Here is a 14,574-nt window from a genome sequence, read left to right as displayed (position 1 = left end):
AGGATTATAAATGAGAATTGTAAATCCATTTGGAAAGAAGCCTTTAATGGCAAATAGTCTTGGAATTGTTCCTTTATCTTGCATATGTTCTTCCGGTAGTAATAACATACTTCATGATTTTGGACATGGCTCGAATTGTGCATGTAAATGTCGCCCTGATAGACAAATGAATAGTAGTGCAAACTATGATATGGCTTTGAGTTGATCTATTAAAGGATCAACGTTTGTAGAATATCAATTTTGAAAAAATCGCTTCTACTCAGTTAGATGAGTGGAAGCGATTTTTTATTAATCATTACAAAAATATGGAAACAAGTTTGCAGGGGAATATGGATCACAGGCAGACGGTGCATATTCAATCGTATGCGAAGCTCAGTCTTCGAAGTAACTCATTTGCAGTGTTCCATTTAGGGCAATATTTCCAGATGGGAATCAAGTGAAGCTAATCTTTGATCGCTCCAGCGGCAAGATCGGAAATAAACTGGCGGCTGATAAAAAGAAACAAAATAATAAGAGGGAGTACAGCCAGCAGGGTGCCAGCAATGACCATCGCATAGTCCGTATTGTAAATCCCGTTCAACTGGGACAATGCAATCTGGAGCGTAAATTTGCGCTCATCCGTTAAAACGATTAACGGCCATAAGTAATCATTCCAAGCTCCTATAAAGGTAAATGCGCCGAGAAAAGCGAACGCAGGTCTTAAAATCGGCAGTGCTACATTCCAGTACAGCCGAAAAAAGCTGCACCCGTCCATACGCCCCGCATCCAGCAACTCTTTGGGAATGGATTCTTCTGCATACTGGCGGATCCAGAAAATACCGAAAGCATTTACCATACCTGGGATGATGAGCGCTTTGAACGTACCTACCCATCCAAAGGAAGCCATCATGACAAAGGAGGGGACGAGCGAAAGTTGTGAAGGGACCATCATTGTTGCAAGCAGTATGACGAATAGCCCCTTTTTGCCCGGAAAATCAAACTTGGCGAATGCAAAACCAGCCAGTGAATCAAAAAACAGCACCAATACGGTAACAGAACTGGCTACAAAAAGGGTATTAAAAAAAGCTCCAGCAAAATCAATCTGCTGCAATACTCTCGTTATGTTATCCAGGAAGTGGCTACCGAACCACAATTGTGGCGGAAAACGATAGATGTCTGAGGTTGTACGGGTCGCCATGACGATCAGCCAGTAAAACGGAAACATCGACAGGATGATACCCACCAACAGCCCGGCATATAGAACAATGGATTTTGCACGTGTCTGCATCATGTTGTGACGCTCCTTCCATCGTTATTTTTTACCTTGAACGAGTTTCCAATTGATGATGGAGAATACGGCAATGATGAGAAACATACCCCATCCGACGGCAGCACCATATCCAAAATAGTTGTTGATGAACGACTCGCGGTACAGGTATAAAACGATGGTCATGCCACTTGCCCCGGAACCGCCGTCATTACCGACCAGAACCTGTGGCTCAGTGAAGAGCTGCATACCGCCGATGGTGGACGTAATGACCGTAAACAAAATGACTGGACGCAACATGGGAATGGTGATGCGGAAAAAAGCCTGTGCTCCGGTTGCGCCGTCTATTTTGGCGGCCTCATACAGCACATGCGGAATACTCTGGAGTCCAGCCAGATAGATGATGGCGTTGTAGCCCATCCATCTCCAGACGACCATGGAAGAAATGGCGATTTGGATACCCCACGGCACATTGAGCCATTGGATCATAGGTAGCCCCAAAAGCTGCAGAAGATAGTTGAGAAATCCAAAATTGTTGGCAAATAAGGCGCCGAAGATGATGGCAACAGCAACAATAGACGTCACATTGGGCAGGAAGAATCCAACTCGCCATAAGGTGCGCAATTTCACAAAAGGGGCATAAAGCAGAAAGGCAACAATAAGGGCTAGAAGTAGCATTGGAATCGTGGCATACACCCAGATCACAAACGTATTGCCTACAGCCTGCCAAAATTCGGTGTCTGTCACAAGGTAACGAAAGTTACCCCAACCGTTATAGGTCATGTCTCCGATCCCGTCCCATTTGTGAAACGCCAGGTACAATGAAAAGCCAATCGGAAACAAGCCAAAGATGGCAAACAGCAGATAAAATGGCGAGATCGCAGCATATACGGCCCGGTGCTTCCAGATTTCTCTCAGCATATTGTCCACACGCCTTTTTTGGATTTTGTTTTTTACCGCTGTAATTCCCGTTCAATTCGTTGCATCGTTTCCGACCATAATGCGTCGGGATCGGCATCTTGTTTGGCCACATTGGAAAGACGGCGGGTCACTATGCCATGGATGACAGGATAGCGCTCGCCGAAATAGCTGCTTTTCACATGACGCGCGGAGGCGGCAAAAATGAGACCAGTGGCCTGACCACCAAAGAAAGGCTCGGGTGTCTCCATGACTGGATCGTCATAGACGCCGGGAGTGGATGGGAACAGCCCGATTTTGTGGTAGGCTTCCAGTTGGTGTTCCGGGTTTTGCAGCCAGGTCAGGACTTCAAAGGCTTCTTTGGGGTGTTGGCTGGATTTGAGGATAGAGATGAAAGAACCTCCCAGATTGCCGTCTCCTCCAGGAGCCCGAGCGACTCTCCATTTGCCTGCTGTATCCGGTGCAGCCTCTGTGAGAACTTGCTTCATCCAGATTGCCCCTACGAACGAGGCGATTTTACCGTTATTGACCGAAGCGTTCCATTCGGGAGTCCAGCCATCCGCATTGGCGAGCAGATGCTTCCTATGGAAATCCACAGCGGTTTTCCAGCCTAGGCGGATGTCAGGAGATTGATTGCCGACATAACTTCCGTCCGGCTTGAAGTATAGGTTCGTATGCTGAGCAAGCACTTGATTGTAAACGTTTACAATATTATCAGCCAAAAACGAACGACTTCCGAATTTCTGACGAAGTTGTTCTCCGGCTGCCATGTAATCATCCCATGTACGGATAGAGGAACTGACCTGTTCAGGATCACTAGGTAAGCCCGCCTGTTCAAACAGGTCGCTACGATAGAAGAGGGCGGTGGGTCCAGTATCCATAGGAAATGCAATCATTTTACCATCAGGAGTGATCCCCTGATTCCATTTCCATTCCAAATATTGATCCTTCAGGCGATCTGCTCCGAGTTCCCTTAAATCATAAAAACGATCTGCACTGGGGAACAGCTCCACCATCCAGTCGTTCAGAGCTACGATGTCTGGTTCACCGGAACGAGCTGCGAGCGTTGTCTTCAGTTTGGCTTTAAAGTCACCGCCTATTTTTTGAGTTTTTAATTCAATGTCGGGGAACTGTTTTTCCGCCTGGGCGAGCAATTCATCATCAATAGAACGATTCCAATACCATAATGTAAGCGTTATCTTTTTTCCGTTTGACAAATTAGTTTCAGATGGTTGGCCTTCAGAGGACAGGGACCCACTACAACCACTAATCATAGTGAGAAAAGCAAGACATAATATCAGCCATTGTACTGTCTTCACATCATTTCCCTCCTTGCTATCTGAATAATCTGCCTACTGAACAAGTTGTAAATGGTTTAGCTCCATCATATGAAGCTGTTACCCATTTATGTGCATTGCCTTAACCAAAAACAAAAAATTTGAAACGTTTATCCATAAAAAAAAGCACGTGCGTCTGTTATAGGAAGATCGCACGTGTTTAAGTCAGGGGATTAGCTTCATGACATCAATCGTTGTATCTCATCTTTCAGAGTTTCGGACCGAGTACCGAAAATAACCTGCAGGGTACCGTTCCCAAGCCTGATAATTCCTGAAGCTCCGAGCTTCTTAAGAGCTTGATCGTTAACCACTTTGTCGTCTTTGACGACAAGGCGTAGCCGTGTGATACAGGCATCAATGCTTTGGATGTTGTCTGAACCGCCGAGATAGGTTAGGACCTTGTCTGCATGACTGGACTGAATGTCGGATAGGGTGCTTGCCTTTCCGTGGGGTATGGATTCGTTAGCCTCAGATAGGAGATTGTCATCTACATCGTCTTCACGCCCGGGAGTCTTTAGGTTGAATTTGAGAATGATGAAGCGGAATAGAAAATAATACACGAAGGCGAAGACAAGCCCGATCGGGATCATTCGCAAAGGGTGAGTGGAGAGCTTCATATTGACCAGATAGTCAATGAGACCTGCTGAAAAAGAAAAGCCGAGTTTGACATCCAATAGGTATACGACCAGACCGCTCAGCCCTGTCAGCAGAGCATGAACGCCGTAAAGCAATGGTGCAATGAACATAAACGAAAATTCGAGGGGCTCAGTAATTCCGGTCAGGAACGACGCTAGCGCAGAACCAATAAAGATGGAAGCGACAGCTTTACGTTTTTCCGGTTTGGCCGTATGGATGAATGCGAGAGCCGCTGCCGGCAGAGCGAACATCATAATGGGGAAGAAGCCGGACATGAACATACCTGCCGATGTATCACCTGCAAAAAAACGCGTCAGATCACCATGAACAACTTCACCTGCAGCATTGGTATAGTCACCAATTTGAAACCATGCGATCGAGTTCAACACATGATGCAAACCGAGCGGGATCAGCAGCCGATTGGCAATCATGAACACCATTGAGCCGATTCCGCCAAAGCCGACAATCCAGTTGCCGAAGGCTGCAATTCCATCTTGTATCGGACTCCAGATCATGCCGAGCAGAATGGCTAGAATCATGGTCGTGAAGGCGGTAATCATGGGGACAAAACGTTTGCCCGAAAAAAAGCCAAGCCAATCTGGAAGCTGAATATTGTGATATTTTTTAAACAGGTAAGCAGACCATCCGCCGATAAAAATACCACCCAATACGCCCATGTCCAGCTTGACGTCGTCTGGAATATACGCAAATATACCCGGTACGGCCGCCAAAATACGGGTCAGCACCAAGTAGGCAATGACTGCCGAAAGTGCGGCTACCGCGTCGCCTGCCAGGCCAATGGCAACACCGATGGAGAAAATGAGCGCCAGGTTGCCGAAGATGGCACCCGCTCCTTCGTTCAGAAAAGGAGTGACATAATGATTCAGAAATCCACCGACTCCAGGACCAAGCGGAATGTCCGTTTCATAATTAATGAGAGCTAGCCCTTGCAAGATCCCTGCGGCGGGTAAAGTAGCTACTGGAAGCATTAACGACTTGCCGATTTTTTGTAGAAATTTCAGCATAACATTCTTCCCTTCTTCATCAAGTTTGGGAGTGTCGTATTCATCCTGAAATCCTTACGTCCAGCCATTTTTTTACATCATAAATCGCGCAATCTAACATGGTCAACGATTATTTTAGAATACAAAAAGACGTAAATCCGTAGTTGACATCGCTTACATGCTTATATAATATCAAATTTAAGTTAATAATCGTGACGGAGACGAGAGAGCCACGCAGACATCCCATGGTACAGCACAGGGTTGGTTTGTGATGGCTTTTCTTTTTTTGCGCGATGAAAACGATCAAAATCGGAGGATCTATTGAGGAGGTTGGTTGTATGTCGCCATACGCAGCCGAATTCATAGGGACAATGATTCTTATTGCCCTAGGTGGCGGAGTGTGCGCAGGGGTGTCCCTGAAAAAGTCATTTGCTCACGCTTCCGGCTGGATTGTGATCGGAATGGGGTGGGGGCTCGCGGTAGCTATTGCGGTGTATGCGGTGGGTCAAATCAGCGGAGCGCATTTGAATCCGGCAGTTACACTCGCGTTGGCATTTCAGGGTAGTTTTCCATGGCAGGATGTTCCCGGCTATATTGTGGCCCAGCTTTTTGGGGCCATGGCGGGTGCAGTGATCGTCATTTTGCATTATTGGCCCCACTGGAAAGAGACGGAGGACGCAGCAACCAAACTCAGTGTATTTGCGACAGGACCAGCTATTGATCATCCGTTTGCCAACGTGCTTAGTGAAATGATAGGTACTTTTATCTTTGTCCTTGCCTTACTGTCGTTTGGTGCCAATTCATTTACAGACGGTCTGAAACCGCTGATTGTTGGTTTTTTGATTGTCAGTATCGGTTTATCCCTTGGAGGTACAACGGGTTATGCCATCAATCCAGTGAGGGATTTTGGACCGCGTCTGATGCATTATTTGCTACCGATTCCCGGGAAGGGAGCATCCAACTGGGGATACGCATGGGTGCCCATTGTAGGACCGCTATTGGGGGGATCTTTCGCAGGGCCATTTTATCAGGCCGTTTTTAAGGGAAGTGTGACTCCGGCTTTCTGGATTTTATTAGGGGTCATCGCGGTGGTACTCTTGATTACCTTCCGTATCAGTCGCACTTATAAAAATCATAAAATGAATCATAAGCTTACAGCGTAAAAACGATGGATTTACACGGGGAGAGATGAACATGGGAAAATATATTTTGTCACTAGACCAGGGAACGACAAGTTCAAGAGCGATTTTGTTCAATAGCGAAGGAGATGTGGTGTACTCGGCCCAGCGGGAATTTCCGCAATATTTTCCTCACCCTGGCTGGGTAGAGCAGAATGCGAATGAAATATGGAGCTCTATTCTGGGCGTTATTGCCTCCTGTCTTTCCGAATCGGGTGTAAAAGCTAACCAAATTGCTGCCATAGGCATTACCAATCAGCGTGAATCGGTGGTCGTGTGGGACAAAAATACAGGATTACCCGTGTATAACGTACTCGTATGGCAATCACGCCAAACCGCGGATATTTGCGAAGAATTGAAGCGGCAAGGGCATGAGGAGTTGTTTCACAGCAAAACAGGGTTATTGATCGACCCGTATTTTTCAGGCACTAAAGTAAAGTGGATACTGGATCATGTAGAAGGCGCGCGTGAAAAGGCGGAACGAGGTGACTTGTTATTCGGTACGATTGACTCGTGGCTAATCTGGAAACTATCCGGTGGAAAGGCTCATGTAACAGACTACTCCAATGCGGCCAGAACGCTGATGTACAATATTTATGAGCTCAAGTGGGATGAAGAGCTGCTGGACATTCTGGGTGTTCCAAAAATCATGCTGCCTGAGGTAAGGCCCTCTTCCGAGGTATATGCGCACACCGTGGATTATCATTTTTTTGGTCAGAATGTACCGATCGCTGGTGCAGCAGGTGACCAGCAGGCAGCCTTGTTCGGTCAGGCTTGTTATGAAAAAGGAATGATCAAAAACACTTACGGCACAGGCTGCTTTATGCTGATGAATACGGGGGATCAGCCTGTTGAATCCAAGCACGGTCTGATCACGACCATCGCTTGGGGACTGGAGGAAGGCAAAGTGCAATACGCACTTGAGGGGAGTGTGTTTGTTGCGGGCTCGGCGATCCAGTGGCTGCGAGACGGGCTGCGCATGTTCCGTGAGGCGAAGGACAGTGAGCCTTATGCGGCCCGTGTTTCCTCTACAGAAGGGGTGTATCTTGTACCCGCTTTTGTCGGACTAGGCAGCCCCTACTGGGATAGCGAGGTGCGTGGAGCGATGTTCGGTCTGACGCGGGGAACCACAAAAGAGCATTTTATCCGCGCCACCTTGGAGTCGCTCGCTTATCAGACCAAGGATGTGCTTACAGCCATGGAGATTGACTCAGGTATTACGGTGAAGATGTTGCGAGTGGATGGTGGAGCTGTGTTGAACAATTTTCTGATGCAATTCCAGAGCGATATTCTGGATGCGACGGTGGAACGGCCGGTCATCCATGAGACAACAGCGCTGGGTGCCGCATGTCTGGCAGGCTTGGCGGTTGGATACTGGAAGAGTACAGATGAACTTCGTAAGCGAGTGAGGGTGGAAACTTCCTTTACCCCTACGATGGATGAAGCAACACGTGACAGCCTGTATGAAGGCTGGAAAAAGGCCGTGAATGCAACGATGGCCTATAAGTAATAGCTTAAACGAAGAGGCTCTATATATTTAAACTGTAAAAAGGTGACTTCTGAATTCAACAGGAGTCACCTTTTTGAGGTATATGCTATCCCTTGATCCTCGTATGGTTCCAATTTTGCCGGGCTCCGCAAGAGGTACGAATGACTAGTTCGGGCTCTACTTTAATACATTTCGTATCCATTTGTTTATTCATCAGGTCAAACAGCACCATGGCGGCTAGACGACCTATTTTTTGCTTGTCTTGTTTTACAGTCGTCAATGGAGGATCGGTATAACGACAGGCTTCAATATCATCACAGCCTACTACAGCAATATCCTCGGGTACCCTCAAGCCGCTTTCCTTAAAAGCACGGATGGCACCAAGGGCAAGCAGGTCGGTAGCCGCAAAAACAGCTCTTGGTAAATCTCCTTGCTGTATCCACGCCTTCGCAATCTGGTATCCATCCTCTGCCGCATAGTCCTTACCATACACGATCCATTCAGGTCTGAAATCAAGGCTAAACCGCTTTAGTGAAGCGATAAACGCTTCCTCTCTCTCTTTAATAACCAAGGAGGGGCGTTCAATGCCTATAAAACCCATCTCGCGGTATCCATTCATGTAAAAGTGCTCAACAACCTTCATTGAGATCTTTTGATTGTCGGACATAATGTAGCAGGAACTGGCTCCGGTTAGCTCAATATCGACACCGATGCAGGGGATAGGACTGGCGTCGAGATCGAAAACACTTTTCTCCACTTCGTCTCCAGCAATAATAATGCACCCGTCCACTGAAAAATATTTCGAGCGAGCCAAATAGTCCTCTCCATAATCCAGAAATTTTTCATTTGAAAAAAACAGCAGGTCATAACCGAGCAAGCCAATCTGCTTTTTGAAAACATTAATGATGTCCACAAAAAAAGGATGACTAAAATCGACATTCAGCTTGCCAGCGAATATAACGCCTACCAGATTGGATTTTTTGGTAGCAAGTGTTTTAGCCGAGGAGGAAGGTCTATAGCCTGTTTCCTCCATAATTTTAAGTACTCGCTGCCGGGTTTCCTCACTGATATCTGTGTAATTGTTTATGATTTTCGAAACCGTCGCTACTGAAACGCCTGCCATACTAGCTATTGTTTTTATATTCATGGAATCCTCCACAACTAAACTGATTTAGTTAAATTGACTTTGTATTTCAAATTCAATGATTACTCGTATTCTATGCTACCTCATAGATGGGAGTCAACAGAGTTAATAAAGGATTTATCCTAATATTTTAAGGAGTAACAACGATAATTTAACGGTGATTATATTTTTTTGATATTTCATAATTCTCTATTTACAAATACAGGTTATTCGATACATAATAGTAGCTGCAATTAACTAAACCGCTTTCGTAAAAGTGAATGCATTTACCACTGGTTATTTTGCATATTTTCCTCCAGCGCTTTATTGTCGGCGGTGCAATGGCCGGAGCTGTGAAGTCTTTATTTCTGAAAGGAAGGTACCGAGTATGAGCGAGAATATCTTTGTATTTCCTGATACGTTTATGTGGGGAACTTCAACCTCTTCCTATCAAATTGAAGGTGGCACAAATGAGGGCGGTAGAACGCCCTCCATTTGGGATACTTTCTGTCAAATTCCCGGGAAGGTGATCGAAGGGGATTGTGGAGATGTGGCTTGTGACCATTTTCACCGCTTTAAAGAAGACGTGCAATTAATGAAACAGCTTGGTTTTTTACATTATCGTTTTTCTGTGGCTTGGCCGCGCATTATGCCCGCGCCCGGCGTGGTCAACGAACAAGGGCTGCTCTTCTATGAGCATCTGCTGGATGAGCTTGAGTCGGCCGGGCTAATTCCAATGCTGACTCTGTATCACTGGGATTTACCGCAGTGGATTGAGGACGAAGGTGGATGGACGCAGCGAGAGATTATCCAACATTTTAAAACGTATGCCTCTGTAATCATGGACCGATTTGGCCAGCGAATTAACTGGTGGAATACGATAAACGAGCCTTATTGCGCTTCTATTTTGGGATATGGTACAGGGGAGCATGCCCCTGGGCATGAGAACTGGAGCGAAGCCTTTACTGCTGCCCATCATATTTTGATGTGTCATGGGATTGCGATCAATTTGCATAAGGAAAAAGGATTAACAGGTAAAATTGGCATTACGCTAAACATGGAACATGTGGATGCCGCTTCCGAGCGACCCGAGGACATAGCTGCTGCCGCCAGAAGGGATGGCTTTATTAATCGTTGGTTTGCTGAGCCATTGTTTAACGGAAAGTATCCTGAAGATATGGTGGAATGGTACGGAACGTATCTGAATGGATTGGATTTTGTACAGCCTGGTGATCTGGAGCTGATTCAGCAGCCGGGAGATTTTGTAGGCATTAACTATTATACCCGCAGTATCATTCGAGCAACTAACGACGCCTCATTGCTGCAAGTAGAGCAGGTTCACATGGAGGAGCCAGTAACAGACATGGGATGGGAGATTCACCCTGAATCCTTTTATAAGCTGCTGACGCGGATTGAGAAGGATTTTAGCAAGGGCTTACCCATTCTGATTACGGAAAATGGAGCAGCGATGAAGGATGAACTGGTGAATGGACAGATTGAAGATACCGGGCGTCAGCGCTATATTGAAGAGCATTTAAAGGCGTGTCATCGCTTTATCCGGGAGGGAGGTCAGCTCAAGGGCTATTTTGTCTGGTCTTTCTTTGATAACTTTGAATGGGCCTGGGGATATAGCAAGCGTTTTGGTATTGTACATATCAATTATGAGACGCAGGAACGGACCCCCAAACAAAGTGCGCTGTGGTTCAAGCAAATGATGGAGAAGAACGGGTTTTAAACAGAAAACCAGGTGCAAGTTAGCGATAGCTTCAATTTATGTAGGCCGTCATGCTGTAAAACAGAGCATGACGGCTTTTTAATTTTATAAAATACTTGCGTCAGGTAGGGGATCTATGCAGAAATATCTTGCAAATCCAATATAACAGGGCAGTGGTCACTGCCTGTAATATGGCAATCAATACTCGCATCCATTAATAGCGGACGAAGCCTCTCTGAGACGAGGAAGTAATCAATCCGCCAGCCGATATTCCGTTCCCTCACCTTTGGCATGTAGGACCACCAGGAATAAACATCTGTCCGATCAGGATAAAAATATCTGAAGGTATCTATAAATCCGGCGTTGAGCAGCTGTGACATGCGGTCTCGTTCCTCGGGCGTGAAGCCAGCATTACCGTAGTTGGCTTTAGCATTTTTAAGGTCGATCTCCTGATGAGCCACGTTCAAGTCTCCGCAAATGATGACAGGCTTCTGAGCGTCTAGTTGTTGCAGATAGCTGCGAAAACGGTCTTCCCATTCCAGTCTGTATGGCAATCGCGATAAGTCTCGTTTCGTATTTGGTGTGTACACATTGACGAGGTAAAATTTTTCGAATTCTAGTGTAATAGTTCGACCCTCTGGCTCTTCATTTTCTTCAAGTCCATAATGCACAGAGAGCGGCTTGATTTTGGTGAAAATAGCTGTGCCGGAGTACCCTTTTTTCTCAGCGTAATTCCAGTATTGTGCGTATTCCTCCATGTTCTCCATGAGGATTTGTCCTTCTTGAAGCTTCGTTTCCTGTACGCAAAAAATATCAGCATCCGTTTCTTTTAGATAAGTATAAAATCCTTTGGTTACACAGGCTCTTAAGCCATTTACATTCCAAGATATTAATTTCATTTGATTAAACTCCTTACTACTCCACGCAGTCAAGCGGTGTAATGGTATACCCTCGATAAAAGGCTGTCCCAGACAAGCGCTCAAACAGCGCTGCGGAAACAGCCTTTTCTACATTAAAATAGGTTGTAATACGATGCTAGGCTCCAACATCCACAGTGGGTCCTATTTCGCTGGAAAATAAAAAAAGCTTCCTAAACAGGAAGCTTCGGCTATACGTCCCAGGAGGGATTCGAACCCCCGACCGACGGCTTAGAAGGCCGTTGCTCTATCCAGCTGAGCTACTGGGACATAAAATTCAAGCGAATATTAATATATCATATGGATGAAAAAGATACAAGTCTTATTTTGCATATATCGCTTATTTGGCCTCTACACCACATAAATTCAGAATACACATCGTTTTTTTTGCCTTATAAAAGGGTATGTTAGAATACAGGTGAATATGTTGAAGACGAGTGGTTGAACTTCGGCTGCTGTTTCTCATATAATCTACAAATACTTTAGCTTGCGGAGGAGAGGGGGTGCCTTGAAAATAAAGGACTCCAAGGTGACGACAAAAGAAAATAATATCGTATTGTTTCCGAAGACACTGGACTACTATCAAATTCAACTTACGGTGATGCTTGAGAACGAACGTTACGGAGAGGCGATGGCGATGCTGCGTTTTTTGATGCAGTGTCAGGGACAGGAGCAGAAACAATACGATGAATGGAACGCTCTGTTACAATGGCTGGAAGCTGCATTTCCACAGTACGCTGACAGCGGGACGGCAACGGACAATGTGGAAGAAGACGAAGTCAGTGAAGTTGAGTTGGCTCGCCGTCATGCACGCTTTAAGCAGGAACAGGATGCAGGCTACGGTAACAAGCTTTTGCAGATGGCTATGGATCAACCGTTATCCGAACAGACGATTCTAGCTTTGGAACAGCTATCCTACTTGGAACTGCCGGAGATCGACGATGCCTTGCTTCGCTGGATTACTGAACGGGAAATCCATCCTCTTCTCCAATTCCGTGTTCTACAGACAATGAGACGCCGTGGAATGGAAGGGACGATAGAAATCAGACGGGGTGATGAAGAGACGGAAATCGATATTGAAACGGTTCCGTTACAGCCCGATGAGTTTCCAGAGGCGATTATGCGTATTTTGGAACGGGTAGCTGACCAGACTGAAGTGCATGAGCCTACACTATTCTATTTTGCACAGGAGCTATGGTCACAGTTTGTGATGGCAGTGTACGGTACGAAAGATTATAGATCAATGTTGGTGGAAGAGGACGGGATGCCGGATATTTGGGCAGCAGCACTCCATCAGACCGTTTCGGAAAGTTTGAACGGGAACAATAATGAGGAAGAAACCCGCGCTATATATGGCATTACAGATGCACTACGCTTCCGTTTTGAGCAAGCGTATCGGTCGATGCGATTATTCGTCGCGGCGGGAATGAACACTCCTTAATGACCGGAAACGTTTACCTGTTAAAGCATTCAAGGGCTGCCCTTGAAAAAGACAGTAATGTTAGATATACTATAGTGGTTATTTTGTGTGCGTTGATTGTAATGAAAACTAAGTGAAGATTTTGTTGGAGGGGAAAGCATAAAATGAAAGCAACTTGGGAGAAAATAGAGAAGAACCTTGGGGTTCTTGAAGTTGAGGTAGACGCGGATCGTGTAGCCGCTGCACTCGACAAAGCTTTTAATAAAGTGGTTAAACAAGTAAGTGTACCAGGATTCCGTAAAGGTAAAGTACCACGTCCTATCTTTGAAAAACGTTATGGTATCGAAAGTCTGTACCAGGATGCAATTGACTTCCTGTTGCCAGAAGCATACAGCCAAGCTGTAGAGCAAACAGACATCTTCCCAGTAGATAGCCCTGATGTTGAAATTGATCAATTTGCTAAAGGCGAATCTTTCAAATTCAAAGCAAAAGTTACGGTTAAACCTGAAGTAACTTTGGGCGATTACAAAGGCGTAGAAGTGCCTGTAAGCAAAAACGAAGTAAGCGACGAAGAACTGGCTCAAGAGCTGGAGCGCCTGCAACAACGTCATGCTGAATTGGTTGTTGTTGATGAAGATGCTGCTCAATCCGGCGATACAGCTATCATTGACTTCGACGGTTCCGTAGACGGCGTACAATTCGAAGGTGGACAAGCTGAGAAGTATTCTCTGGAACTGGGTTCAAATACCTTCATCCCTGGCTTTGAAGACCAAGTGATTGGTTTGCACACTGGTGATTCCAAGGACGTTGAAGTAACGTTCCCTGAGAACTACCATTCTGCTGACCTCGCTGGTAAACAAGCTGTATTCAAAGTAAAAGTTCATGAACTGAAACGCAAAGTTCTTCCTGAATTGGACGATGAATTTGCTAAAGATGTAAGTGAATTTGACACACTTGCTGAATTCAAGGAAGACTTGAAAAAGCAATTGCTGGAGCGCAAAGAAAACGAAGCTAAAGCAGCTCGTGAGGGCGCTGTAGTGGAGAAAGTTGCTGAAAATGCAACAATCGACATTCCTGAAGCAATGGTCAAGAGTGAAGTGCAAAACATGGTTCGCGATTTCGACAACCGTCTGCGCAGCCAAGGCATGAACCTTGAAATGTTCCTCGGCTTCTCCGGTCAAAGCAAAGAAGACCTGGAAGAGCAAATGAAAGCAGATGCTGAGAAGCGCGTACGCAACAACCTCGTGCTGGAGCAAGTGGCTAAAGCAGAAAACATCGAAGTTTCCGAAGCGGAAATTAATGAAGAACTGCAAAACATGGCTGACACTTACAAACGTTCTGTAGAAGAGATCCGCAGCATTCTGGAAAGTAACGGCTCGTTCGCTAACTTGAAAGAAGAGATCTCCCTGCGCAAAACAATCGCTTTGCTGGTGGAAAACAGCAAAGAAGTTGAAGCGCCAGCTGCAGCTGCTGAGTAATTTAAACGATAAAATATACGGTGTAGGCTATAACAGGCTGCAACGTAGTAATTAGATAAGGATAAGGCACGTAGTGAAAGTTACGTGCCTTATTTTTACCTTAGACAACCCAAA

General features: G+C 45.7%; 12 protein-coding genes and 1 tRNA gene. 6 read left to right on the top strand and 7 right to left on the bottom strand.

Annotation, left to right across the window (positions count from 1 at the left end; translation table 11 throughout):
- Positions 1-10 precede the first annotated feature (10 nt).
- Positions 11-205, top strand: a complete 195-nt coding sequence (locus PPM_RS29345) for a hypothetical protein (protein ID WP_148266409.1) — start codon at positions 11-13, stop codon at positions 203-205.
- 237 nt (positions 206-442) lie between these two features.
- Here the strand turns inward: PPM_RS29345 and PPM_RS20430 are convergent, their stop codons facing one another.
- From PPM_RS20430 to PPM_RS20415, 4 genes are all read right to left on the bottom strand, one after another.
- Positions 443-1,270 (bottom strand): carbohydrate ABC transporter permease, encoded by an 828-nt coding sequence (locus PPM_RS20430; RefSeq protein WP_013372706.1) that lies wholly within the window; start codon positions 1,268-1,270, stop codon positions 443-445.
- Between the two features lie 21 nt (positions 1,271-1,291).
- Positions 1,292-2,167 (bottom strand): carbohydrate ABC transporter permease, encoded by an 876-nt coding sequence (locus PPM_RS20425; protein WP_013372705.1) that lies wholly within the window; start codon positions 2,165-2,167, stop codon positions 1,292-1,294.
- 32 nt (positions 2,168-2,199) lie between these two features.
- The gene (locus tag PPM_RS20420; protein WP_016324661.1) at positions 2,200-3,483 is read right to left on the bottom strand and encodes an ABC transporter substrate-binding protein; all 1,284 of its coding nucleotides are present in this window, start codon (positions 3,481-3,483) and stop codon (positions 2,200-2,202) included.
- A 197-nt stretch (positions 3,484-3,680) separates the two neighbouring features.
- The gene (locus tag PPM_RS20415) at positions 3,681-5,162 is read right to left on the bottom strand and encodes a PTS transporter subunit EIIC (protein ID WP_013372703.1); all 1,482 of its coding nucleotides are present in this window, start codon (positions 5,160-5,162) and stop codon (positions 3,681-3,683) included.
- Positions 5,163-5,479: 317 nt separating this feature from the next.
- Between PPM_RS20415 and PPM_RS20410 the strand changes: the two genes are divergently transcribed.
- Positions 5,480-6,304, top strand: a complete 825-nt coding sequence (locus PPM_RS20410; protein WP_013372702.1) for an MIP/aquaporin family protein — start codon at positions 5,480-5,482, stop codon at positions 6,302-6,304.
- A gap of 31 nt (positions 6,305-6,335) precedes the next feature.
- Entirely contained in the window at positions 6,336-7,829 is a 1,494-nt protein-coding gene (gene glpK / locus PPM_RS20405) for a glycerol kinase GlpK (RefSeq protein ID WP_013372701.1), read from the top strand.
- A gap of 85 nt (positions 7,830-7,914) precedes the next feature.
- On the opposite strand, the gene PPM_RS20400 is transcribed toward glpK, so the two are convergent.
- A complete protein-coding gene (locus PPM_RS20400) occupies positions 7,915-8,955 on the bottom strand; it encodes a LacI family DNA-binding transcriptional regulator (RefSeq protein WP_013372700.1) in 1,041 nt (346 codons plus the stop codon).
- 364 nt (positions 8,956-9,319) lie between these two features.
- Here PPM_RS20400 and PPM_RS20395 point away from each other — a divergent pair, with 364 nt between their 5' ends.
- Entirely contained in the window at positions 9,320-10,666 is a 1,347-nt protein-coding gene (locus tag PPM_RS20395; RefSeq protein WP_013372699.1) for a GH1 family beta-glucosidase, read from the top strand.
- A gap of 113 nt (positions 10,667-10,779) precedes the next feature.
- Here PPM_RS20395 and PPM_RS20390 read toward each other — a convergent pair whose 3' ends face one another.
- Together PPM_RS20390 and PPM_RS20385 are read right to left on the bottom strand one after the other, a co-directional pair.
- Positions 10,780-11,544 carry an exodeoxyribonuclease III gene (locus PPM_RS20390; RefSeq protein ID WP_013372698.1) on the bottom strand — a complete coding sequence of 255 codons (765 nt, stop codon included), beginning with the start codon at positions 11,542-11,544 and terminating at the stop codon, positions 10,780-10,782.
- A 214-nt stretch (positions 11,545-11,758) separates the two neighbouring features.
- Positions 11,759-11,832 (bottom strand) — tRNA-Arg (locus tag PPM_RS20385).
- A gap of 238 nt (positions 11,833-12,070) precedes the next feature.
- On the opposite strand from PPM_RS20385, the gene PPM_RS20380 reads away from it, so the two are divergent.
- Positions 12,071-13,003: a hypothetical protein gene (locus PPM_RS20380; RefSeq protein WP_013372697.1), complete on the top strand. Its 933-nt coding sequence runs from the start codon at positions 12,071-12,073 to the stop codon at positions 13,001-13,003.
- A gap of 143 nt (positions 13,004-13,146) precedes the next feature.
- Positions 13,147-14,460: a trigger factor gene (tig, locus tag PPM_RS20375; protein ID WP_013372696.1), complete on the top strand. Its 1,314-nt coding sequence runs from the start codon at positions 13,147-13,149 to the stop codon at positions 14,458-14,460.
- The last annotated feature ends 114 nt before the right edge of the window (positions 14,461-14,574 follow it).

It is taken from the genome of Paenibacillus polymyxa M1 (assembly GCF_000237325.1).
GTDB lineage: Bacteria > Bacillota > Bacilli > Paenibacillales > Paenibacillaceae > Paenibacillus > Paenibacillus polymyxa_C.
This window is presented reverse-complemented; position numbering and strand designations above follow the sequence as displayed.

Excerpts from the sequence above, each read along its gene's own strand:
- PPM_RS29345 (WP_148266409.1), top strand. The coding sequence starts at position 11 with ATGAGAATTGTAAATCCATTTGGAAAGAAGCCTTTAATGGCAAATAGT.
- PPM_RS20430 (WP_013372706.1), bottom strand. The coding sequence starts at position 1,270 with ATGATGCAGACACGTGCAAAATCCATTGTTCTATATGCCGGGCTGTTG.
- PPM_RS20425 (WP_013372705.1), bottom strand. The coding sequence starts at position 2,167 with ATGCTGAGAGAAATCTGGAAGCACCGGGCCGTATATGCTGCGATCTCG.
- PPM_RS20415 (WP_013372703.1), bottom strand. The coding sequence starts at position 5,162 with ATGCTGAAATTTCTACAAAAAATCGGCAAGTCGTTAATGCTTCCAGTA.
- PPM_RS20410 (WP_013372702.1), top strand. The coding sequence starts at position 5,480 with ATGTCGCCATACGCAGCCGAATTCATAGGGACAATGATTCTTATTGCC.
- glpK (WP_013372701.1), top strand. The coding sequence starts at position 6,336 with ATGGGAAAATATATTTTGTCACTAGACCAGGGAACGACAAGTTCAAGA.
- PPM_RS20400 (WP_013372700.1), bottom strand. The coding sequence starts at position 8,955 with ATGAATATAAAAACAATAGCTAGTATGGCAGGCGTTTCAGTAGCGACG.
- PPM_RS20395 (WP_013372699.1), top strand. The coding sequence starts at position 9,320 with ATGAGCGAGAATATCTTTGTATTTCCTGATACGTTTATGTGGGGAACT.
- PPM_RS20390 (WP_013372698.1), bottom strand. The coding sequence starts at position 11,544 with ATGAAATTAATATCTTGGAATGTAAATGGCTTAAGAGCCTGTGTAACC.
- tig (WP_013372696.1), top strand. The coding sequence starts at position 13,147 with ATGAAAGCAACTTGGGAGAAAATAGAGAAGAACCTTGGGGTTCTTGAA.